Origin of the sequence: Emticicia agri (assembly GCF_004168285.1) — a bacterium.
Lineage (GTDB): Bacteria > Bacteroidota > Bacteroidia > Cytophagales > Spirosomataceae > Emticicia > Emticicia agri.
In genome coordinates, this window is sequence record NZ_SEWF01000005.1 from 113,682 (window position 1) to 135,959 (window position 22,278).

Annotated in this window: 22 protein-coding genes; 10 read left to right on the forward strand and 12 right to left on the reverse strand. The window is 37.4% G+C overall.

Translation table 11 applies throughout. From position 1 onward, the window contains the following. Positions 1-33 precede the first annotated feature (33 nt). The 8 genes from EWM59_RS04715 to EWM59_RS04750 all read right to left on the reverse strand — a co-directional run bounded on the left by EWM59_RS04715 (position 34) and on the right by EWM59_RS04750 (position 6,188). The gene (locus EWM59_RS04715; RefSeq protein ID WP_229239277.1) at positions 34-441 is read right to left on the reverse strand and encodes a DUF805 domain-containing protein; all 408 of its coding nucleotides are present in this window, start codon (positions 439-441) and stop codon (positions 34-36) included. 97 nt (positions 442-538) lie between these two features. Beyond that, complete coding sequence (locus EWM59_RS04720) at positions 539-895, reverse strand: DUF805 domain-containing protein (RefSeq protein WP_130019790.1); 357 nt, start codon at positions 893-895, stop codon at positions 539-541. A gap of 21 nt (positions 896-916) precedes the next feature. After that, entirely contained in the window at positions 917-2,251 is a 1,335-nt protein-coding gene (locus EWM59_RS04725) for a DUF58 domain-containing protein (protein ID WP_130019791.1), read from the reverse strand. Next, positions 2,251-3,234, reverse strand: coding sequence for an AAA family ATPase (locus EWM59_RS04730; protein ID WP_130019792.1), 984 nt, complete (start codon positions 3,232-3,234; stop codon positions 2,251-2,253). Before EWM59_RS04730 ends, EWM59_RS04725 begins: the two co-directional genes overlap by 1 nt. 9 nt (positions 3,235-3,243) lie before the next feature. Further along, a complete protein-coding gene (locus EWM59_RS04735) occupies positions 3,244-4,494 on the reverse strand; it encodes a DUF4350 domain-containing protein (protein WP_130019793.1) in 1,251 nt (416 codons plus the stop codon). After that, complete coding sequence (locus tag EWM59_RS04740) at positions 4,491-5,222, reverse strand: hypothetical protein (protein WP_165372097.1); 732 nt, start codon at positions 5,220-5,222, stop codon at positions 4,491-4,493. The genes EWM59_RS04735 and EWM59_RS04740 overlap by 4 nt, the downstream gene beginning before the upstream one ends. Then, entirely contained in the window at positions 5,188-5,901 is a 714-nt protein-coding gene (locus tag EWM59_RS04745; protein WP_130019795.1) for a stage II sporulation protein M, read from the reverse strand. Before EWM59_RS04745 ends, EWM59_RS04740 begins: the two co-directional genes overlap by 35 nt. Next, positions 5,862-6,188: a stage II sporulation protein M gene (locus tag EWM59_RS04750; protein ID WP_130019796.1), complete on the reverse strand. Its 327-nt coding sequence runs from the start codon at positions 6,186-6,188 to the stop codon at positions 5,862-5,864. The genes EWM59_RS04745 and EWM59_RS04750 overlap by 40 nt, the downstream gene beginning before the upstream one ends. Before the next feature lie 106 nt (positions 6,189-6,294). Between EWM59_RS04750 and EWM59_RS04755 the strand changes: the two genes are divergently transcribed. After that, positions 6,295-7,068 (forward strand): RDD family protein, encoded by a 774-nt coding sequence (locus tag EWM59_RS04755; protein WP_130019797.1) that lies wholly within the window; start codon positions 6,295-6,297, stop codon positions 7,066-7,068. A gap of 4 nt (positions 7,069-7,072) precedes the next feature. Here the strand turns inward: EWM59_RS04755 and EWM59_RS04760 are convergent, their stop codons facing one another. The 3 genes from EWM59_RS04760 to EWM59_RS04770 all read right to left on the reverse strand — a co-directional run bounded on the left by EWM59_RS04760 (position 7,073) and on the right by EWM59_RS04770 (position 9,503). Beyond that, a complete protein-coding gene (locus tag EWM59_RS04760; RefSeq protein ID WP_130019798.1) occupies positions 7,073-7,864 on the reverse strand; it encodes a DUF4198 domain-containing protein in 792 nt (263 codons plus the stop codon). Positions 7,865-7,934: 70 nt separating this feature from the next. Continuing rightward, positions 7,935-8,138 (reverse strand): hypothetical protein, encoded by a 204-nt coding sequence (locus tag EWM59_RS04765; RefSeq protein ID WP_130019799.1) that lies wholly within the window; start codon positions 8,136-8,138, stop codon positions 7,935-7,937. A gap of 141 nt (positions 8,139-8,279) precedes the next feature. Continuing rightward, on the reverse strand, positions 8,280-9,503 hold the full coding sequence (locus EWM59_RS04770; protein ID WP_130019800.1) for a 4-hydroxy-3-methylbut-2-enyl diphosphate reductase: 1,224 nt from the start codon (positions 9,501-9,503) through the stop codon (positions 8,280-8,282). A 179-nt stretch (positions 9,504-9,682) separates the two neighbouring features. Here EWM59_RS04770 and EWM59_RS04775 point away from each other — a divergent pair, with 179 nt between their 5' ends. From EWM59_RS04775 to EWM59_RS04785, 3 genes are all read left to right on the forward strand, one after another. Then, the gene (locus EWM59_RS04775) at positions 9,683-11,395 is read left to right on the forward strand and encodes a capsule assembly Wzi family protein (protein ID WP_130019801.1); all 1,713 of its coding nucleotides are present in this window, start codon (positions 9,683-9,685) and stop codon (positions 11,393-11,395) included. Positions 11,396-11,506: 111 nt separating this feature from the next. After that, complete coding sequence (locus EWM59_RS04780; RefSeq protein ID WP_130019802.1) at positions 11,507-13,900, forward strand: TonB-dependent receptor; 2,394 nt, start codon at positions 11,507-11,509, stop codon at positions 13,898-13,900. 112 nt (positions 13,901-14,012) lie between these two features. Next, on the forward strand, positions 14,013-14,573 hold the full coding sequence (locus EWM59_RS04785) for a hypothetical protein (RefSeq protein WP_130019803.1): 561 nt from the start codon (positions 14,013-14,015) through the stop codon (positions 14,571-14,573). A 69-nt stretch (positions 14,574-14,642) separates the two neighbouring features. Here EWM59_RS04785 and EWM59_RS04790 read toward each other — a convergent pair whose 3' ends face one another. After that, positions 14,643-15,650 (reverse strand): LacI family DNA-binding transcriptional regulator, encoded by a 1,008-nt coding sequence (locus tag EWM59_RS04790; RefSeq protein WP_130019804.1) that lies wholly within the window; start codon positions 15,648-15,650, stop codon positions 14,643-14,645. 267 nt (positions 15,651-15,917) lie between these two features. Between EWM59_RS04790 and EWM59_RS04795 the strand changes: the two genes are divergently transcribed. The 6 genes from EWM59_RS04795 to EWM59_RS28645 all read left to right on the forward strand — a co-directional run bounded on the left by EWM59_RS04795 (position 15,918) and on the right by EWM59_RS28645 (position 22,231). Then, positions 15,918-16,673 carry an SDR family oxidoreductase gene (locus tag EWM59_RS04795; protein WP_207219939.1) on the forward strand — a complete coding sequence of 252 codons (756 nt, stop codon included), beginning with the start codon at positions 15,918-15,920 and terminating at the stop codon, positions 16,671-16,673. A 161-nt stretch (positions 16,674-16,834) separates the two neighbouring features. Further along, entirely contained in the window at positions 16,835-17,665 is an 831-nt protein-coding gene (kduI, locus tag EWM59_RS04800; RefSeq protein ID WP_130019806.1) for a 5-dehydro-4-deoxy-D-glucuronate isomerase, read from the forward strand. Between the two features lie 48 nt (positions 17,666-17,713). After that, a complete protein-coding gene (locus EWM59_RS04805) occupies positions 17,714-18,886 on the forward strand; it encodes a glycoside hydrolase family 88 protein (protein WP_130019807.1) in 1,173 nt (390 codons plus the stop codon). A gap of 320 nt (positions 18,887-19,206) precedes the next feature. Further along, entirely contained in the window at positions 19,207-20,334 is a 1,128-nt protein-coding gene (locus tag EWM59_RS04810) for a glycosyltransferase (protein ID WP_130019808.1), read from the forward strand. Positions 20,335-20,614: 280 nt separating this feature from the next. Further along, complete coding sequence (locus tag EWM59_RS04815; RefSeq protein WP_130019809.1) at positions 20,615-21,019, forward strand: response regulator transcription factor; 405 nt, start codon at positions 20,615-20,617, stop codon at positions 21,017-21,019. A 15-nt stretch (positions 21,020-21,034) separates the two neighbouring features. Next, positions 21,035-22,231 (forward strand): sugar transferase, encoded by a 1,197-nt coding sequence (locus EWM59_RS28645; RefSeq protein WP_310587829.1) that lies wholly within the window; start codon positions 21,035-21,037, stop codon positions 22,229-22,231. Positions 22,232-22,278: the final 47 nt, after the last annotated feature.

Below are 22,278 nucleotides of genomic sequence, written 5' to 3' on the forward strand. Positions count from 1 at the left end.
GAGAGGTATCCGAATGGTACCTCTCTCGTTTATTTATGAGTCTAATGATTTGCCTATTTCATTAATCTGGTCATCGTAACTGGTTTCGTTTCCAACACCTTTTGGATTTAATCCATATTGATTTTCACCAGCCTCTCCATCCTGAAAAAGCATCCATAAAACATAAAAGGGTATCAGCTGATACCAACCACTATTCCCTAAATCATGGCAACGTTTAGCACCTTGTGCCCAACTAAACCAAAACATAGGAATATATGAAATAAGTAAAATAATAAGATACAATTCAGTATTACCCATTGTCATAAACATAATGAACAGATTGAATATGGTGCTTATTCCCCAAAGAATAATGCAGGAAAGACCATATTCTGTTCTTCTGATTCGGCCATTAAATGAAAAAGGTGCTTTAAACATATTTACCTGTATTACTCCAGCACGCAACAGCTATAGTTTGCTATTTATCTGCCTGGCATAATTCTATTATTATCAATTGGTTTTGCTCTAAAGATGCTTATCAGCTATGCAGTTCTGCGTTTGATTATGATTCTAAAGATTTCCCTATCTGACTAATCTGGTCTTCGTAGCTTGCCTCATTACCAACACCTTTCGGGTTTAAACCATACTGATTTTCTCCCGGCTCACTGTTCTGAAAAAGCATCCAGAGGGCATAAAAAGGTATTAGCTGATACCAGCCGTTTCTATCTAAATCATGACAACGTTTAGCACCCTGGGCAAGCATAAACCACATCAGTGGAAGAAACAACACAAAGAATATGACTCCTGAACCTGTCTGCAATACAGTTAGGATACAATAAACAACAATATAAATAATGTAGCTTAAGCCATATTCAGTTCTTCTGATTCGGCCATCGAAAGAAAAAGGTGCTTTGAACATACAAGTATAAGTTTAGGTTAATTAAATCATTTGCTTTCTTTTAATCTGAAGGTATTTGTTAATGGCTTCGATACTCAACAAATGTGGTTGAGTGATTAAGCCCTGAATACCTGATTTGACTAATTCTTTTAATATTAACTGGTTCTGGCTCAAAAAATGTTTGCCGATTGTATTTGAATAAATCTCCCGTAGGTTGTTAGCAGGTTGGTTCACAAACGCTACAATCTCAGAGTTTTCAAAGAAAACGACCAGAACCAGATGGTATTGAGCAATGGCTTTCAGGTATTGTAAATTCCGTTTCAGACTATTGATTGAATCGAAGTTGGTAAAAATGATTAACAGGCTTCTTTGTCTTACTTTATAACGGACAAATTTATAAAGTCTCTCAAAATCTGATTCGAGAAAATCTGTAGTCAGATTATAGAGCATATCATTAATAATGCCAAATTGCTTGTATTCACTTCTTGCAGGTAAATACGTACAGTTTTTTGACGAAAATGTTATCAGTCCGGCTTTGTCTTTTACATCTAAAATTGACCTGGTCAATGCTACAGAACCATTAATAGCATAATCTAATAATGTTTGTTGATTAAAAGGCATTTTCATGCTTCTGCCCATGTCTAAGACCATATAAATGTCCTGACTTCTTTCTGCCTGATATTGATTCAGCATCAGGCGGCCTTGCTTGGCACTTGCTTTCCAGTTAATATGTCGGTAATTATCGCCATTCACATAATCTTTTATTTGTTCAAACTCAAGACTCTGACCAATTTTACGTATATTGGTTGTACTGGTCTCTGAAAAACTATTGGTCAGTGCATTAATAGGCAATTTTTTAAACTGCTCAAACGAAGGGTAACAACTGATGGATGATAACTCCTCAAAAGTCATTTTACGGGCTACAAAACCCAAAAACGAAACACTACATAAGATATTCGTATTCTGCCAGGTGTAGATTCCTCTCTGCGTAGGTCTTACTTCATACACCACTTTCTGATTCGATGCTTTTTTCAACAGCACGGCAATTTTCCATATCCGCAATTGTAATAAATCGGGTAAGTCTTCATAAATAGTCAGAGTCAGGTCCATTGCAGCGTTATTTCTTAGCTGCAATTCAATCTGGTTTTCATCACCATTACTCAGTCTGTTAGGCAAAACCCTTCGGCTGCTAATCAACTGCGATTTGCTATAAAGTAAGATTGTTTCTACCAAAACCACTAAAAAAAGCAGAAACAGCAGTAGTTGACCCAATACAAAGCTAAGGTTCAGCACCAAACCTATACAAAACAGGCCGATGCAAATGCCTAAAACTATAAATGCTCTTGGCGTAAGATAAAACGATTTAAAGAAATTCATCAGCGTGGAATCTCTACTTTTGAAAACAGATTATCAAGTACTTCATCTTCATTCACCCCTTCCATTTCAGCATCGGGTGTCAGAATAATCCGATGTCTTAACGTAGGTTTTGCCATACTTTTTACATCTTCCGGCGTTACAAAATCTCTGCCTGACAAGGCGGCTTTCGCTTTGGAGGCTAACATCAGCGCAATAGAAGCACGTGGTGAAGCACCTAACTCAAGTAATTTATAGTTTCTGGTTGCCTGAATCAGCAGCGTAATGTATTTTAGGATATTATCTTCAATAATCACCTGTCTCACATTCTGCCGTAATTCTTTCAATAACCTGATACTTAATACGGGCTGAAGATTGCTTACCACATCATTATACGTTTCATAATTAAAACGTTTAAGCATCAGAACCTCATCGTCCGGTGATGGGTAACCGATATTTACCTTGAAAAGAAAACGGTCTAATTGTGCTTCCGGCAAACGATAGGTTCCCTCCTGCTCTATCGGGTTTTGTGTAGCCAGCACAATAAAAGGCGTATCCATCAGATACGTGTTGCCATCAATCGTTATCTGGCGTTCTTCCATCAGTTCAAATAAGGCGGCCTGTGTTTTGGCAGGAGCTCTGTTTATCTCATCTATTAATATGATATTACCAAAAACAGGCCCACGTCTGTATTCAAAATCAAGGGTTTTCGGGTTAAACACAGAAGTACCCAGCACATCAGAAGGCATTAAATCGGGTGTAAACTGAATCCGTTTGAACGAAATGTCTAATACCTTACCCAATAGTTTACTCATCATGGTTTTGGCAACGCCCGGCACACCTTCAATCAGTATATGGCCATCGCTCAAAATGCCTATCAATATCAGGTCTATTACCTCATCTTGCCCGAAAACAATCTGATTAAGCTCGTGTTTAATATCGCTCACAGCTTTGGTAACCAATTCAAGGTCTATTCTATTTTTAAATATTTCTTCTTCGTTTTCCATTGGTAAGGTTTATGCTTGGTAAAAGGCGTTAATTCTCTGGTATAGGCTCATCAGGCTCTGCTTGGTAATTTCTTCCTGAGATTTAATAAGTGTAATTTCATCAAAAATCTCACGGATACTCTCTAAACTCCTGCCTGTTTTCAGGCTGATTTTTTCTAATTCTGACTCCTGAAAATCTTTGATGTGGATATGAAAATTATGAGTGAGATACTCAAAAAACTGACCTATGATTTTGTCGGCAATAGATTTATGGTTTTGCTGTTGCCAGTAAAGCCCGCTTACTACACTAATATACGCCTCGCTATTATTTTTAGGAGTACTATAAATTGGAATAGGCTTCTGTATTCTTCGGTAATAAATTAACAGGAATAATGCTATACCTGCCATAAAAGTATAAAAAGCCCATACTAAAGGCGGATTCTGAAAAATTACACGAAATACTTCGCTCCTGCCTATACCTGTCGAATCATTATCATCAAGGCTATTTACTGTCCGATAATAATCGTCCCATATAATATTATTTTCGGCCAGATTTATTTTATCTGCTATTTTATTAAAAAACGTATAATTATCTTGATAAAGCAAAAAATAATTGCTCACCAATATAGGGTTATTACAGAGAAATATACGGCCATACCCACACTCAATTTCAAGCATCTGTATTTTGTTGGCATTATCTGTAATAAGGGTATCGATATCTGTTATCAGGTCGTTGCCTGGCAGATAGATAGAATCCAATACGGCTGTTATAGGTTTATGTCCCCATAAATGGTACTGTGTCTGGGTGCTATCTTCTCCGTTCCAGTTAACATTCCAACGGCTTTCGATCAGATAAGGTGGAAACGATACACTGAGGTTATTTTTTTGTGGAGAAGAATATAAAGAATCTATTAGTTCTGCCGTAAGGCTGAAAGCACAAATAAATACATTGTTACCTTTACTGGCAAACGCTTTTAAATGGTTAATGGCAAAACTTGTCGGATAAAACTTGGGAGAGACAATAATGTAAGAAGTATTAGTGGTATTTCCCTCTCCCAGCTGGGTTAACTCAAAACTTATATTGTTTTCTTTGAATCCTTCTCCGGCGTTTCGCTTGAGCTCATCAAAAAAGAACTTGCAGTCATAAGGCTTGTAGGAATAGCGGCTTACTGTAAAAGACTTATCGAACTTCTTCTCAGAATTTAATAATTTATTCAGAATAAGAAAGAGAAAAGTTACTACTATTAGTATAGCTCCTCCTATTATCAATCTACTTTTCATGCTTTTTTAGCCAGAAAATCTTTAAAAGTTTTTTCAATTTTTAAAAATGCAGGTTCAGAAACAGCAAAATTACCAAACCACAAATACTCATAATAATGTGTACACAGCATAAACAGTTTCAACCTGTCGCCCGAAAAAGCACTTTTTCTACTTAATTCTTTGGTATAATCCTGATTGGTTTTATCAATATTAAATTCTATGAGATGAGACTCATTCAGCATTTTCATTACCCATAAATAGTAGAATCTTACCGCCAGACGATAATTTTTATCCTGAATACATTTTTCAATCTGACTACCTAAATCAACAGTATTGACCACCTTTATATCCAGTTCTTCTGTCAGCAGTTCTGACGTAGTAACCGGAATATCAGGATTGCTTTTGAATCTGAACCCTCTGAGGTTTTTGAAGATAAGATAACAAGCCCCGACAATAGCTAAACCTATAATAATCCAGACTAACACCTGAAAAATTGAGGCAATGATTTCAATAATTCTACTTAGATCATTATTGGGCTTTTTGTCTTTCTGTACCGGTTCGCTAACAGGTTTTTGCTCACTCTTAAACTTATCTACATACCAGAGTTTCTCTTCACTTTTCTTCAAAGAATCGACATGGCTTTTGGCTAAAGTACCTTTATCGGCAAAAGACATTGTACTTGAAAACAGGAAACTCAACCCCAATATAGTTATTTTATTTATGAACAATGTCTTCAAGGTATTTTTCATAAGGGTATTTTTCAGTCAGCTTTTTAGAGTAAATAAAAAAGTACCAGATAACAACCAGCCAACTGCCTATAAAGACCAGCGACAAAAATAGCATTACCAGTAAATTGTTATTCTGGAAGCCTTGTTTACCAAGATAGGTTACATAACTTTCTATCAGTGCCGCTATGGTGGTAAAAGGAACAGTTCCGATATAGATTTTTACACTTTCTGACAGGCCTTTTCTGAAAGCCTGTTTACGGGTGAGTGTACCGGGGAACAGAAAACTTAAGCCTAAGATAAATCCTGCCATGCACTCTAATACTAATCCCATGAGTTCAAAAGTACCATGTAGCATAATAACAAATACGGCATCGGTCCCAAGGTTATTGTGAATAAAGAGCGAGAGAAAAGCTCCTACCATTACCCCATTAGAAAAGGTAAAATAGAAACTCCCGATACCTAAACATATACCCGAAATAAAAAGAATAAGACCTACCCGAAGATTATTGGAGAAAATGGCTAAAAACATTTCTAAAGGAGACTTAGAGTCATATACGCCAAATGGCTCACCGTTTTTGATATTTTCTTCGGTCATTCTCACATAGTCTTTCCCAAGTATTCCCTCAATAAAATCGGTATCAATAAAAGAGCAAATGTAGCCTAAAATACAGAAAGTAAAAAAATAGCAGTGGCTACCCAGAGTACTCTGATATTATGACCAATGGTAAGCGGAAAATCTTTTACCCAGAAATGATAGAATGGGTTTTTATCTTGTTTTTGTTGAAGAAATATTTTCTTGTAAACCCTTGATGACAAAGAGTTTACGTATTCGTTTATTTTACTATGAGGATAATGTGTCTGAGCATAAGACAAATCGTTCATTAAATCAATGAAATCAGATGAAATCTCATCAGGATCTGTTTTTAAGTCGTTTTCAATCTCTTCCCATCGCTTAAAATTTTTATCAATAAAATTACTTTCTCGCATAGTGATATTTGAAACCTCAATGAAGCAAATTAGAAAATATATTTGATAAAGTTATATTTTTAAAAATAAAAAAAATAATTTTATCAGGTAACCGAGGCGTTCTAAAATGAAAGCACTTTTTGTTCCTACTTACCTGAATATTGACCTGAAATTTGAGTTGGCTCATGCAGGTACCCGATTTGGTGCCTATCTGATAGATTGGGTAATTAAATGGCTGTATTTATTAATTGTTTCTTCTATTACCAGTATTACCTTTCTGGGCAGTTCGGTTTTGCTTTCGTTCCTGGTTTATCTGCCACTCATCTTTTATTCATTTTTATTTGAATGGTTAAACAAGGGGCAATCGTTAGGAAAATATTTTCTTAAAATAAGAGTAGTAGGAGTTGATGGCAACTACCCGTCTGTTTACCAGTGTGCAACCCGATGGCTGTTTTTAGGAGCAGACACCTGGCTTATCTGGCTATTTGTTATCATTCATCCGGCCTTTTATTTTCTGGCCATTTTTAGCCCATTAATTGGCGGATTGCTGATTTTATTGACTGATAAACATCAGCGTTTTGGCGACATGGCCGCTAATACAGTGGTGATTAGTACAAAACAAAAGGAGATTTATATAGAAGATACTATTTATGCTTATGCTACCAAAAATAAGGGCTACCAGCCTAAATATCCTGAAATCATGCGCTTGTCAGACAAAGATATTAACCAGATAAAATTTCTGCTGGAAAGGGGTAGCGAAACGTTGAATCCTGAAATTGCCAATAAATTGGCCAGACACATCAAAAATCTACTGAAAATTGAAAGTAACGATGATAATTATGATTTTTTGAAACAGTTGCTGAACGATTATAATTATTATGCCATCAATGAAATAAAGTAGTGGCCTACTTAAATCCAAAAGTATAGCTTCCCCAATAGCTTTGCCAGTCGGCCTCGGTAGAATCAGTATGAGGTACCATCTGAACGGTACTAATCATAAATATGCCTTTGGGTTCAAAACTGAATGTTACTTTGCCTGTGGCATCAGTTCTGAATTTTCTTACATTCGGTTTTTCGATACCTTTTTGCCATACCAATAGCAAAGCATTTTCTACGGGTTTATTATCAAATAATACCTGAAATGTTAATGACTCTTTAGCTATATATGGATTTTGCTGCGGTATCAGTTCTAAACGCATACCTGTGTTGCGGCGATAGAGTTCATTCTGTGTTTTTCCTACCTGCAAAAGTGTTTTTACACAGCGCTGATACATTTCTCTACCTTTTTTATTCAGTGCCCCGTGTTCTTTTCGCCATTGCAATACATTATCCAATCCTTCCTCTTTCAGATACTCATTAAATTTATCTGCTTCTAACTCTATGTGTTTATTGGTATTGTTCAAGGCAATCAGGTGATTCCCTTCTTTTTCAAATTTCAGAAAATCATTCAGTTGCTGTTCATTAAGGCTACCACTGGTATTTTCTTCATCATCAGGTGAATAATGCGTATATTTAGCTACTTTGAATTTTGAAAAGTCAATTTCTTCTCCTACGAATCCCTCGCCGACAAAAATTTTCAGATGTAGTTTTTCGCCTGCTTCCAAAAGAAACTTTTGTGGCTCAAGCCAGAACTCATGGGCAATAGCAAACAGAGAAGAAACAATAATAAGACTTAGCAGAAGGGATAGTTTTTTCATTGGGTTGTTGAAGTAAAGCACAAATATACGAACATTAAAAAATCCTCTCAGTGGGCTGAGAGGATTTTTTCTATACACTTAATTGTGTCCGACGGAAAGTTTTGTTCAGAATTCCCCGATAAATACTTCCAAATTTTTCATAACACCATTTTTTCAATTCACGTACTTCTCGGAAAGACAATAGTTTTAATGCTTTTTTTAACTCTTTTTCAAACAAACTACTTTCAAAACTTACTTTTTCCAGGATCACCTTCACATAATCTAACATTTTCATAAATCATTAATTGGTTAGAATGGTTATAGCGATTAGATAGGTGTAAATTTACCAAATATTTTTTTAAATAAAAGCAAGAGAAACTTTAATTTTTTATTAAAAAAATAATTCAATTAAATCGGGTAATATTTACACTTTGTACTACTCTAACGCCTCAACTACTTCGGTTATTTCTTTGGTAATATTAAAAAAAGATGAAATCTTCATCATCACCGCTTCCATCACGGCATCGGGGCATGAGGCACCACACGTAAGCAGAATAGTTGTTTTTTCCTGTTCAGGAATAAATGCAGTTGTTACTTCCTGTCTGGTATGCAGGTCATAATGCTGAATCAGATTTTTGTCTAAAATCTTATGTTGCGACTGTATAAAAAACGTAGGCAGTTTCTCTTCGCATAACTCTACGAGGTGCGAGGTATTGGAGCTATTGTACCCTCCTACCACTACGGCAAAGTCTGCTTCGTTTGTCAGCAACGCATAAGTTGCCTGCTGGTTATCGCTGGTAGCATAACAAAGCGTATCACGTGTATTGGCAAAGTGTTTCTCAACCTCTTGTGGTTGTAGTTGGTAGTGCGTAATCATTACATGTTTCAGATAATCGGCTATAGCCTGGGTATCAGATGCCAGCATAGTTGTCTGGTTTACTACTCCGATACGCATCAGGTCTCTATCAGGGTCAAAGCCTTGTGAGTATTGCCCTTCAAAATCCTGATAGAACTGTTCTTTTGGTAATGAATGAGTAATGTATTGTGCCAGTAGTTGGGCCTCTTTCATATCATTTACCACCACCGTAGGCGCATTCTCTTTGCTATGCGAAAAAGTGGCACGGGTTTCTTCATGTTTTGGTTTGCCGTGTACCACTATGCTATATCCTCGCTCGCCTATCTGCGAGGCACGATTCCAGACTTTCTCTACAAAGGGGCAGGTAGTATCATATTTATAAGGGTCTATCTGCAAAGCCTCTAATTGTTGCTGAATCTCTAAGGTTGTACCAAAAGCAGGTACAATTACCGCATCGTCCGGATTCAGTTCTTTCCAGTCAATCAACTGATTGCCTTTCGTATCCATCAGAAATTTTACCCCCTGTGATTGCAAATCAGCATTTACATCAGGGTTATGAATCATTTCGCTCAATAAGAAAATTCGTTTTTCCGGATTTTCATTCACTGTTTTATAGGCAATCTCAACAGCATTTTCTACCCCGTAACAGAAACCAAAATGGCGGGCAATCAGAAACCTGACAGGACCTAAATCTAATATAGTAGGTGTAAAATCTTTCTTCAACCTGTCTTTGGTTCTGCGTATTTCTTTTATTTTGCCAATGACAGTACTCTTATAAATTTCAGGAATAACAAATGCTTTCATAAAGAATATGAGTGTTTTAATAATCAGTATGATTGAACAAAGATTTGCTTTTTTTGTTAATCATATAGTGTGCCCGATATACACGTATTGCACAAAATTACAATATCTGTAAGATAAACTAAGGAATTATCCGTAATTTCGCACCAAATAGCCTTAGCTATATAAAAGAACATATTTTAATGCGTTTGAGTTTTATCTTTTTTCTGGGAGTAATTTGTTTTAGTTCTTCGGCACAAGGTACGTTTACTCCGCTGAATAGCGATTATTTGCATTATATTGAACGCTATGAAATAAAAAGCGGTAAACTCTCCAATAAATTTTATAGCAATGTTAAACCTATAACTCGTAAAGACCTCATAGGGTTTATTGTTAATTTAGAAAAAGATTCTTCTGCAAAACTTTCTAAAGTTGACCATTTTAATCTGGCTTATTTGCAGAATGATAGCTGGGAATGGCTGGCCGATGCTTATCCTGACGGGATAGACGAAAGTAAAAACACCCAGAATAATACTAAAAAACCACTGCTCAAATATTTCCTCCAGAAAAAATCAGACTTTTATTATTTTCAGAACGAGGACTTTGATATACATATCAGCCCGATTTTTCAGTTTGCTTTTGGTAACGATAATCTGACGAACAATAGCCCGTTTACGAATACACGTGGAATAGAACTCAGAGGAAACCTGAATAAGAAATTAGGTTTTTATACCATGCTTACCGAAAACCAGATTGCCTATCCGCAATATGTAAGAGATTATTCAAGACTATATAATGGTTTCCCTTACGAGGGTTTTACCAAAGTTACCAATAATGATTCGACCAGAATGGTAACCGACTTCTTTTCGGCAAGAGGTTACATTACGTTTAAGGCATTAAAAAATCTTACCTTACAGTTCGGACACGACAAAAATTTTATTGGCTCTGGCATAAGATCATTAATCCTTTCTGACTTCTCGGCACCTTATTTGCACCTGAAAGCCATTACACAGGTAGGACGGTTTCAGTACATCAATATATTTGCACAGGCTGTTAATAAGCAGGTACCCGTAGCCAAAGATGGCACCGAGCAAATTCCGCCTAAATACTTTACTTTTCATCACCTGAGTGCCAATGTTACCAAAAACCTTAATATTGGTCTGTTTGAAACCGTTGTATTTGGGCAGCGTAAAATAGGTTTTGATGTCAATTATCTTAATCCTGTTATTTTCTACCGGTATGTAGAAGGACACCTAGGGAGTGTAGATAATTCAATTATCGGTGCCGACTTTAAGTATAATTTCCTGCGTCGTTTTTCGCTTTACGGGCAATTGGTGTTAGACGAGTTTAACTTCAAACATTTTCAAAGAAAAGGCTGGTGGGCAACAAAATATGCTACACAAATCGGCCTTCGCTATATAGACGCCCTGGGGGTGAAGAATCTTGACTTGCAGTTTGAATATAACCTGGCACGGCCTTATATTTACAGTCATAACTCTACTTACAGCAATTTTATACATTATAATATGCCTCTGGCTCATCCTTTGGGGGCAAATTTCCGTGAGTTTTTGTTCATTGCCCGTTATCAGCCTGTTAAAAGACTAACCCTGAACTATAATCTGATGATAGCCCAACACGGCGAAGACTATAATTTTATTAACTGGGGGGGGAATATTCAGCGTAATTATAATCTCTTACGCCCTTACGATTACAATAACTTTATCGGGCAAGGCAACGAGGCTAATATTCAATACATTGAGGTTGGAGCTTCGTATATGCTGGGTCATAATTTATTTATAGATGCAGGCTTTCAGAGCAGAAGAGTGAATTATCCAGAAACAGCACAAACCACCACAAGCAATATATTCTCATTCGGTGTACGATGGAATATAGGTAAAAGACAGCTATTATTTTAGTATTTTCATCTACTTTTAATCTCATTTCTACAGATTATTCATCTTTATTTGTAATTTTGCAATATAGTTGCATTTATAACAGTACGCCCTGATAATCGTACGATTGAACCAATGAAGAAAGTCTTTTCCCTATTCTTTTATTTTTTATACTTCTCCTCTTTCAGCCAGACCAAAGAAGAAACCGCTAAACCCATTCATTGCGACTGCTTCATACATGGAGTAGTGCTTGATAATGTTACGAAAGAGCCTATTGTGGGAGCAGTAGTATTTATAAAAGAATTAAATAAAGGTGTTGTTACTGACCTGACCGGGCATTATCATATGGCTAACCTTTGCCAGGGTACTTATACAGTCATTGGTCGGATTGTAGGCTATCAGGAGAAAACCTATACCATTAAACTTGTTCATGAAGCTGAACAGGAAATTAAACTTTCGGAAGGCGAATTGCATTTAGCTAATGTTGATATTAAAGCCGAAAAGATTGATAACCTGACCCAAACCAAAAATGTATTAGAAAATGCTGCACTTGACCAGACACGGGGTCAATCTTTAGGTGAAACCCTGAAACAGATTTCAGGGGTAACCACACTCCAGACAGGTAGCTCTATTTCAAAGCCTGTTATTCATGGCATGCACTCAAACCGTGTGCTGATTCTGAATAATGGTGTTCGGCAGGAAGGACAACAATGGGGTAGCGAACATGCCCCTGAGATTGACCCTTTTGTAGCTAAGAAAATAACTGTACTGAAAGGTGCGGCAGGTGTAAGATATGGCTCTGATGCCATAGCTGGGGTAGTTATGCTTGAACCCGAAGCCCTGCCTGACTCCACCACCATAGGTGGTGAAGTAAATACCGTTTACTTTACCAATGGCAATCAGATTGTAACATCAGCCATTGTAGAAGGTGGGCTTCGACCTAAAAAGGTAGCAGTTCCGCAATCTTTTGGGTATCGCTTACAGGGCACTTTTAAAAGAGGGGGTGATATTTCAACGCCCGATTACAGATTAGCCAATACAGGTGTTTCAGAAATCAATTTTTCGGTTGGCGCCAATTATAAAAGAAGAAACTGGCAATCAGAGGTTTTCTTTAGCCAGTTTAATACCCAGATTGGCGTATTCTCAGGGTCACATATCGGTAATGTAACTGATTTGATTGAAGCCATCAATCGTGGTAGCCCATTGAGTATTTATACGCCCGAAAACTTTACCTATACTATCGGTCGCCCGTATCAGGACGTACAACACAATCTGTTAAAACTCAAATCTATTCATGCTTTGCCGGGTGGTAAATTATCACTTACGTTAGGTCGTCAGTATAATTACAGAAAAGAAGTAGATATTCTGCGGGGCGATAAAAACCTTGTGCAGCTTTTTCAGATAACTACGTATACCGGAGAATTGCTTTTTGAGCATAAGCCGCTCTTCAGATTATTGACAGGCTCTATTGGCGTGAATGCCAATTTTCAACAAAATCTGACTACAGGCAACTTACGGGAACCTCGTTCTTCAACGGTTCTGATTCCTAATTTTCAGAACACAACAGGTGGCATATTTCTTATTGAAAGAATTGTAAAAAGCCAATGGGAAATAGAGGGAGGAGTAAGATACGACTTCCGTACGCTGAATGTATATAGAATACCCAGAGGACAGCAGGATATGGTTGAGAGTCTGAAGAAAAATGAAAATTTTACTGGTACTTTCGGAGTAAATTTCAGACCCAATTCACAGTGGAATTTTCTCTTTAATCTTACTTCTGCCTGGCGTGCCCCGACTGTCAATGAATTGTATAGCGATGGTGTACATCATGGTGCAGCCAGTTATGAAAAAGGCGACGAAAACCTGAATGCCGAAGTAGCCACTAATTTATCTTTTACAACCAATTATTTTACCAGACTATTCCAGTTAGAATTACATATGTATAATAACTATATACAAAACTTTATTTTTCTGGCGCCAACCGGACGCCCTACCCTTACTATCCGTGGAGCATTCCCTGAATTCTGGTACACGCAAACCAATGCACGTTTCAGAGGAATTGATTTAACCGGAAATTTCCAGATTCAGAAGCATATTTCGCTCAACTCTAAATTATCGTATCTGCAAGCACAGGATATCAGCCATGCACAGCCATTAATTATGATTCCACCCAATCGTTGGGAAAATACACTACGTTATGAATGGAAAAAGAGCGGTATTTCACTCACAAACCTATACGTAGCAAAACAGAGCCGTGTGCCTGCTAAAGTAATTTTCAGCGAGATTCCGGCAGATGAAATTATCTTTAATCAGTATGGTGGCGACTTTGCGCCTCCCCCACCCGCTTATATGCTTTGGTCGGCGGCGTTTACGCAACAATTAAAATTTAATAACAAAAATAGCTTAGACGTATCGCTCACAGTCAATAATTTATTAAATACTAACTACCGCGATTACCTGAACCGCTTCAGATACTTTGCTGATGAAATAGGTAGAAATTTTGTTATAAGAGCCAAGTATTCTTTCTGAAACTATTTTTTTAGACAGATATTATTTTTGCAATATTGTTGCATAAGAAAAAACGTGATCTTATATTTGCACCATTGTTGCAAACACAAAATCATCATTAAATCTAAAACCCATGCAAAAAAATCGCATCAGTATTTTCAGTTACTTTGCTTTAGCCTTGTTGTTTTCAATGGCAGCTTGTAAAGACACCTCTGTAGATATAGAAGAAGAAAATGAAATCATCACGACAGTAAAATTAAATTTCACCTCTGCAGGTAATACACAAACCTTTGTATTTAATGACCCCGACGGTGAAGGAGGAAACACCCCTACTAAATTCGACAATATCACTCTTAAACCCAATACCAGCTATACGCTTACAGTTGAGTTGTTAGATGAGTCAAAAACACCTGCAGAAAATATTACAAATGAAGTAGCTACTGAGAGCGACGAACATTTATTTGTATTTACACCATCACCAACAAGCCTCTTGACTTATACCTATACCGACAAAGATGCCCGTAATTTTCCGATTGGATTGGCTGGCACAGTACAGACAGGTGCCGCTGGCACAGGTAAATTAAAAGTACAATTACGTCATCAGCCGCCTGTAAATGGCAAAGAAGTAAAAGATGGTACCTCTGCACCGGGCAGTGATGATGTAAACTTAGATTTTAATCTTACAATTCAATAAAGATTTTCTTTTTAATCTTATATAGTTTAGTTTAGGTAATAAATCCACAGGCTTATGGTTTGTGGATTTTTAATTGGAAGAAGTACGCAGATTAACTTCTGTAGGTATTTTTACAGTTTTCACGGCTTTGGCTGTTTGCTTATTCTCAATAGTCTCTAAAAGAATTTCAGCGGCAGTTTTACCAATTTCAAAGGCAGGCTGCACAACAGTACTCAAAGGTGGGTCTAACAGGTGTGCTACCTGTAAATTGGTAAACCCTATAAAAGCAACCTGCTTTGGTATATCAATGTCTTTTGCCTTTACAGCCGCATAACTATCAAGCGCAAGGCGGTCGCTGGCTGTAAAAATAGCATCAGGGTGCTGTTTATCTAATACGTCAAAAATCACCTGCTGTGCTTCTTCGGGTGCAAACCCGCAATATCGCACCAGGTTTTCATCAAAGGCTATTCCGTGTTTTTCGAGTGCTGCCTTGTAGCCTTCTAATCTCTGACTGGTTGTGTAAAGCAAAGAAGGGCTTGTAATATGGGCTATTCGTTTTCTGCCAGATAATATAAGGTGTTCTGTTGCCTCAAAAGCTCCCTGAAAATTATCAGCAATTACTTTATTCGCTTCAATTTCATTCGAAATCCTGTCGAAAACCACCAATGGCACTCCCCTCCTCTGTATTTCCTGCAAATGACTTACATCGGTAGTTTCACCTGATAAAGAAATCAGTAAACCATCTACCTTGCGTCCTACCAGATGCTGAATATTACTCAATTCTCTTTCGTAAGACTCATGGCTCTGAAAAATTACCACATGGTATCCCCGGTCATAAGCAACTGCTTCAATTCCGTTGATCGCCTGAGAAAAAAAGTTATTGGCTATTTCAGGCACAATTACCCCTATGGCTCTGCTCCGGTTTTCTTTTAAACTCAGTGCTATCGGGTTAGGGTGGTAATTCATCTTTTCAGCATATTCCAACACGAGTTTTTTCGTCTCGGAATTAATCTCATAGCTGCCCCTTAATGCCCTCGAAACCGTAGAAGTAGAGAGATTAAGTGCCTTAGCAATATCTTTGATGGTTATAGCTTCCAAGATGCGTAAGTAAAATACAATTTTATAATTGGCTCATTAGAGAACGAATCTCTGAACAGGAACAACTATCAAAGATATTAAAATTATCTGTACCTATGGTAGCAGGAAGTTTTTTTGGTAACGTTCCCGATAACGATTGCATAAATAAAGTCAATTATTTATTTGTTTATTCCTATGTTGCGTTTGCATCTTCGTGTATAAATTTGAATGATTTCAAAGGCCTATTTGTAGGCTTTATCTTAGACTAACTTTATTACTCTCAGAAAAATGTTCAATCTTTCAGGCAAAGTTGCCCTTGTAACAGGTTGCAATAAAGGCATCGGTAAAGCCATAGCTATCGGGCTTGCAGAAGCAGGTGCCGACATCATAGGGGTATCTGCCAGTATCGAATTAGAAAATAGTGCGGTAGAAATAGCCGTTAAAGGTTTACAGAGAAATTTTAAAGCCTATCAGGCCGACTTCGGTAATCGAGAGAGTCTTTATCAATTTATTAATCAGGTTAAAGCCGATTTTCCGGTTATTGATATTTTAATAAATAATGCAGGTACTATTATGCGCAAACCTGCCGCTGAACATCCGGACGAATATTGGGATAAAGTAATGACTATCAATCTTGATTCTCAGTTTATACTGGCACGTGAAATAGGAGCCGGAATGGTAGAACGGCAATCAGGGAAAATCATATTTACTGCTTCATTACTAACCTTTCAGGGAGGTATCAATGTACCTGGATACGCTGCCAGTAAAGGAGCTATCGGTAGTTTAGTAAAAGCATTAGCCAATGAATGGGCATCGAAAGGCGTTAACGTAAATGCCATTGCGCCGGGGTATATTGCCACTGATAATACGGAAGCCTTAAGAAATGACCCCGACAGAAGCATATCGATATTAGCCCGTATTCCGGCAGGGCGTTGGGGAGAACCCGAAGATTTCAAAGGCCCCGCAGTATTTCTGGCTTCATCAGCTTCTGATTATATACACGGCACTATCCTGACTGTGGACGGCGGCTGGATGGGAAGGTAAACTATTGAGTGATTGTGTGAATTAGTGATTAAGTGATTAGTCTCTATTGCAAATACCTCTATCAGACTAAGGAATCAGTGAAATCCTAAAATCAGTTAAATCACAGTTCAAAGACACAATCACTCAATCACTCAATTTTTAAAATCACTAAATTAAAACATATGCAAGCAAGATATGAAAGTAGCCCCAAAGAAACGGCAAGCATGAATACTGCCGAATTAAGGAGTAATTTTCTGGTAGAAACTTTGTTTACACCTGACCAGATACATATAGTTTACTCTCACTATGACCGTATGATTTTAGGCGGAATTATGCCTAAGAACGAATCTTTAAACCTAAGCACTTATGATGAATTAAAATCTGATTATTTTCTGGAAAGAAGAGAAATCGGTATCATCAATGTAGCAGGTGATGGCAAAATTACGGCAGATGGCGAGGTTTTTAGCATTAGCAAATTAGACTGCCTTTATGTAGGTAAAGGAGTAAAAAAAGTAGTTTTCGAAAGTATCGACAGTACAAATCCTGCAAAGTATTTTATTCTTTCTGCACCTGCACATGCCACTTACCCAACCAGACTCATGACCAAAGAAGAGGCTTCTCCGGCTGTGATGGGTGCCATTGAAACAGCCAATCAAAGGGTAATTTATAAATATATCCATTTAGAGGGTATCAAGAGTTGCCAGTTGGTGATGGGTTTAACCGTATTACAAATAGGTAGTGTATGGAATACAATGCCTTCTCATACACACGACCGCCGCATGGAGGCCTATTGCTATTTTGATGTACCCGAAAATCATGGGGTATTACACCTGATGGGGCAACCACAAGAAACCCGCCATCTCTGGATTAGCAACCATCAGGCAATCATTTCACCACCCTGGTCGGTTCATTCAGGTTGTGGTACCTCCAACTATTCGTTTATCTGGGGTATGGCAGGCGAAAACCAGTCTTTTTCAGATATGGATTTTATTCCAATTTCAGAGCTGCGTTAGTACCTATTTATTCATACGCTTATTTTTTATTTTCAACCGTTTATACAAATGAAACTTACCTCTAAATTGATTATTGCACTGCTTTTTGTTTCATCAATTGTTCTTGGCCAGAAGAAAATTGATGTAGCGAAAGAATTTGCCTTTGCTGCCCAGCAATATGAAGGCATGTTGAAAAGCCATCCTGATATTACTAAAACACCGCAATCGACTAATCCTGATGGCTCTCCAAGAGATATGCCTACCAGTTGGTGGTGCAGTGGCTTCTTTGGCGGTTCTCTATGGTATATTTTTGAACAAACCAAAGACCAGAAATGGAAAGAGGCAGCCGACAAATGGACAATGGCCATAGAAAAAGAACAATACAACACAGGCACGCATGATTTGGGCTTTATGCTGTATTGTCCTTTTGGTAATGGGTATCGTCTGACCAAAAACCCGAAATACAAAGAAATCATGCTTACCGGAGCTAAATCTTTGGCTACCCGTTTTGGCCCGAAAGTAGGTGTAATCAAATCCTGGAATAACTGGAAAGGTTATAAATATCCGGTGATTGTGGATAACATGATGAACCTTGAATTTCTATTCTGGGCAGCACGTGAATCTGGTAATAAAGAATTTTACAATATCAGCGTAACTCATGCAGATAATACCATAAAAAATCATTTTCGCCCGGATAATAGCAGCTACCATGTAATTGCCTATGGTGAAAATGGTGAGGTACTGAAAAAAGGCACACATCAGGGCTATGCCGACGAATCGGCATGGGCAAGAGGTCAGGCATGGGCGTTATATGGCTATACCGATATGTATAGAGAAACCAAAGACAAAAAATATCTCGCACAAGCTGAGAAAATCGCTGACTTTTACCTGAATCACCCAAACTTACCTAAAGACAAAATTCCTTACTGGGACTTTAATGCACCTAATATCCCGAACGAAGAACGTGATGCCTCTGCAGGTGCTATTACAGCATCAGCCTTATTAGAGTTGAGTACTTATGTAAGCAAAGCCAAAAGCAAAGTTTATTTTGATGCCGCCGAAACCATGTTAGAAAATCTGGCAAGTCCTGCTTATAAAGCAAATTTAGGTGAGAACAACCATTTCATACTCAAACATTCGGTAGGTGCCAAGCCTCTTAAATCAGAAATAGACGTACCACTGGTTTATGCTGATTATTATTTTCTGGAAGGGTTATTGCGTTATCAGAAATTAAAGAAATAATAGAAAACCAGTCTTTATTATAAATAGTAAAAGTCTATCATAAACAGTGAAAAACTGACACTTATGATAGACTTTTGCAGTTATGATAAACGCTCTTTGTTTGCCTGGTACTGATGCCCCTTGTCAATACTGTTTCTCACATACTTTACCTTGTTGGTTCGGTTATATACCTAACTTTTCCATTCATCTAATCAAAAAACAATCTGCGTCCAAGTTATCCGATAAAAAGTTTGAAAAGGTTTACTATTATTTAGCAGACTTGGCATCAGGTTTGTGCATATTTTCTTGTTTTATACATTTAACTTTTCTTACTCACCCAAATGCCGGAAAACAAAAAAATAAGAATTCTACAAACAATCAGACAAGGGAAAATAGGCGGTGGTGAAACCCATGTTCTTGATTTGGTAAGTACGCTGGACCAAAACAAATACGAATCAGTTGTGCTTTCTTTTACTGAAGGTCCAATGGTTGATAAAATGAAAGCTATGGGTGTAAAAACCTATATGATTTATACCGAAAAACCCTTTGATATATCTGTATGGGATAAAGTCAAAACAATTCTGATAGAAGAGAAAATAGATATAGTGCATGCCCACGGCACAAGAGCCAATTCTAATACCTATTCTTCTGCTAAAAAACTGGGCATTCCTTTACTATATACCGTTCATGGTTGGTCTTTTCACAACGACCAGAATTTTCTGGTTAAAACTCTCAGAACTTACAGTGAAAAGTTTTTAGTGAAAAACGCCACAAAAACCATTTGCGTTTCTAAGAGCAACTATGAAGATGGTGCCAAAAGATTCAGCATGAAAAATGCCACCGTCATTACCAATGGGATTAATCTGGCAAAATTTGACCTCAATAAATCGTTTAAAAATGTAAGAAAAGAGTTTAACATTAAAGAAAATGAAGTTTTAGTGGGCTTTATTGCACGTATGACATCCCAGAAAGACCCTTTTACCTTGCTTAAAGCCATAGCAAAGATTCCTGCCGACAGCCTGATAAAATTCCTGTTGGTTGGCGATGGCGATAGTAAAGAAGAAGTTTTGAAAATGGCCGAAGATTTAGGCATTAATTCAAGGGTTATTTTTGAGAGCTTCAGAGAAGATATACCGGATATACTTCATGCTATTGATATTTTTTGTCTGCCATCATTATGGGAAGGCTTACCCATTGCTTTATTAGAAGCTATGGCTATGGCAAAAGCTGTAGTAGCCACTGCTATTGATGGCACAAAAGAAGTAATTGTACATGAGAAAAACGGTTTATTAGTACAACCTTCCAACCCCGATGAATTGGCCAATGCCCTGATACGTTTAGCCAATGATAAAGCTTTACGGGAGCAACTGAGGAAAGAAGCCCGTATGACTGTTGAAAAGAACTATAATGTAGCACGTATGACACGGGAAGTTGAAAAGATTTACGACGAATTACACCAACCACATTAACCATTCACGCTATCGATAAAAATTTATCTGCTACCTCAAATCTTAACATTCAGGCAATTATAAAAACCAGATTTATATGTATTTTGGCAAAATAATTGCTATATAACTTATTGACTGAAAGGTTAATAAAAAACTGTAATCATAGCAAAGAATATTTCTGTTAACACTATTGCAACATTCAGACACAGTAATCTACCAATAGTGCTTTCTCAATTGTTAAATAGGGTTAAATACAGAATATTACCAATGCTTTTCTAAATTTTCTCAAAACTTAATAACGATGAACAAAAAATTAAAACTTCTGATAATTGATGATGAGGCAAGTATTAGAAAAGTTTTAGAGCATTTCCTTAATAAAGAGTTTGAAGTAACAGCCAAGAACGATGGTATGGAAGGTATGAGCTGGCTTGAGGCCGGAAACGATACCGACTTTATTATTGCTGACCTGAATATGCCGAATCTGAACGGTAAAGAATTTACGAAGGTAATAAGAGCCAGTAATCTGTATGCAGATTTACCAATCATTATTCTTTCAGGGACTGACGAGAGTAAGGAACGGATTGAGTGTCTGAATATCGGAGCTGACGACTTTATGCTGAAACCTTTCAATCCAATGGAAGTACATGCTAAAATCAAAGCGATTTTACGACGCGTAAAACCAAAATCTATAGTTGATTCATATTAACCTCATCATTCTTATATGAATAATACTGTACCAAATACTACGACACTTACAGAAGCAGAAAAACTTCCGATTAAGATAATTTTAGTTGAAAGAGATGACAAAGCAGTAGTGGATTTTCTGAAGAGATTCGGAGAGAAAATTCATGTAAAAGTGATGAACAGCGCTGAAAACTGTCTTGAATACCTGAAAAATACTTATCCGCCCGATGCCGTTGTCATTGGCAGAAGTAGCGGTGGCTTAAAATTCTTAGAAACCATTCGGGGACAAGCCTGGACAAGGACACTACCGGTAATTATTACAAGCGACCACATTACACATGGATTATTGAAAGAAATCCAAGAAAAAGGTGGTGACGACATCTATCCGAGTGATTTTAGTAGCGGAGACTTAATTACCCGTCTCGACTATTTCGTTAAGCGTCGTCATTACAAAGCGATGCAGCAAACCAAAGCCAGTATTTTAGATGTGAAAATTCCTTTATGGAAGAGATTTATAGATGTAACCACAACCGGATTAGCACTATTGTTGTTATCACCGCTTTTAATCATCGTAGCTATTTTAATCAAACTTGACTCTAAAGGTCCGGTTATTTATTTATCGAAACGTGTAGGTGCCGGATACAAGATTTTCAGCATTTATAAATTCCGTACCATGCGAACTGATGCCGATAAGCTGATTAAAAACATGGGTTCGCTGAATATGTACACCAAAAATACAGAAACCAAACAAACAATCGGGCTCTGCGAAACCTGTGCCGGTATAGGTACCTGCCAACAGCAATTATATCTGGACGGTGAAATGGTTTGTGAAAAAATGTACTTAACTGAGAAGAAAGAAAAAGTGGCTTTCATGAAATTTCAGAACGACCCGCGTATTACGAGATTAGGTAAATTTTTGCGCAATAGTAGTATAGATGAATTACCTCAGCTGTTCAATATTTTTTTAGGAGATATGTCTTTGGTTGGCAATCGTCCTTTGCCCTTATATGAGGCAGAAAAGCTGACAACTGATGAATACATAGAGCGTTTTGCAGGCCCCGGAGGCTTAACCGGACTATGGCAGGTAACCAAACGAGGCAAAGGTAAAAAAGACATGACCGAAGAAGAAAGAATTCAGTTAGATATTGAGTATGCAAGAAACTTCTCCTTCAAATATGATATGAAAATTTTCTTTATGACATTCCCTGCCTTGTTACAGTCTGAGAATGTTTAAGGTTGTTTCTCATCACTTTTGAGCCTTTAACTTTCCTGAGTATAAAG

Coding starts and splice junctions, on each gene's coding strand:
- EWM59_RS04810 (WP_130019808.1), top strand. CDS start 19,207: ATGCCGGAAAACAAAAAAATAAGAATTCTACAAACAATCAGACAAGGG.
- EWM59_RS04725 (WP_130019791.1), bottom strand. CDS start 2,251: ATGAATTTCTTTAAATCGTTTTATCTTACGCCAAGAGCATTTATAGTT.
- EWM59_RS04780 (WP_130019802.1), top strand. CDS start 11,507: ATGAAGAAAGTCTTTTCCCTATTCTTTTATTTTTTATACTTCTCCTCT.
- EWM59_RS28645 (WP_310587829.1), top strand. CDS start 21,035: ATGAATAATACTGTACCAAATACTACGACACTTACAGAAGCAGAAAAA.
- EWM59_RS04770 (WP_130019800.1), bottom strand. CDS start 9,503: ATGAAAGCATTTGTTATTCCTGAAATTTATAAGAGTACTGTCATTGGC.
- EWM59_RS04750 (WP_130019796.1), bottom strand. CDS start 6,188: ATGCGAGAAAGTAATTTTATTGATAAAAATTTTAAGCGATGGGAAGAG.
- EWM59_RS04730 (WP_130019792.1), bottom strand. CDS start 3,234: ATGGAAAACGAAGAAGAAATATTTAAAAATAGAATAGACCTTGAATTG.
- EWM59_RS04815 (WP_130019809.1), top strand. CDS start 20,615: ATGAACAAAAAATTAAAACTTCTGATAATTGATGATGAGGCAAGTATT.
- EWM59_RS04775 (WP_130019801.1), top strand. CDS start 9,683: ATGCGTTTGAGTTTTATCTTTTTTCTGGGAGTAATTTGTTTTAGTTCT.
- EWM59_RS04740 (WP_165372097.1), bottom strand. CDS start 5,222: ATGAAAAATACCTTGAAGACATTGTTCATAAATAAAATAACTATATTG.
- EWM59_RS04795 (WP_207219939.1), top strand. CDS start 15,918: ATGTTCAATCTTTCAGGCAAAGTTGCCCTTGTAACAGGTTGCAATAAA.
- EWM59_RS04760 (WP_130019798.1), bottom strand. CDS start 7,864: ATGAAAAAACTATCCCTTCTGCTAAGTCTTATTATTGTTTCTTCTCTG.
- EWM59_RS04805 (WP_130019807.1), top strand. CDS start 17,714: ATGAAACTTACCTCTAAATTGATTATTGCACTGCTTTTTGTTTCATCA.
- EWM59_RS04735 (WP_130019793.1), bottom strand. CDS start 4,494: ATGAAAAGTAGATTGATAATAGGAGGAGCTATACTAATAGTAGTAACT.
- EWM59_RS04785 (WP_130019803.1), top strand. CDS start 14,013: ATGCAAAAAAATCGCATCAGTATTTTCAGTTACTTTGCTTTAGCCTTG.
- kduI (WP_130019806.1), top strand. CDS start 16,835: ATGCAAGCAAGATATGAAAGTAGCCCCAAAGAAACGGCAAGCATGAAT.
- EWM59_RS04720 (WP_130019790.1), bottom strand. CDS start 895: ATGTTCAAAGCACCTTTTTCTTTCGATGGCCGAATCAGAAGAACTGAA.
- EWM59_RS04765 (WP_130019799.1), bottom strand. CDS start 8,138: ATGAAAATGTTAGATTATGTGAAGGTGATCCTGGAAAAAGTAAGTTTT.
- EWM59_RS04755 (WP_130019797.1), top strand. CDS start 6,295: ATGAAAGCACTTTTTGTTCCTACTTACCTGAATATTGACCTGAAATTT.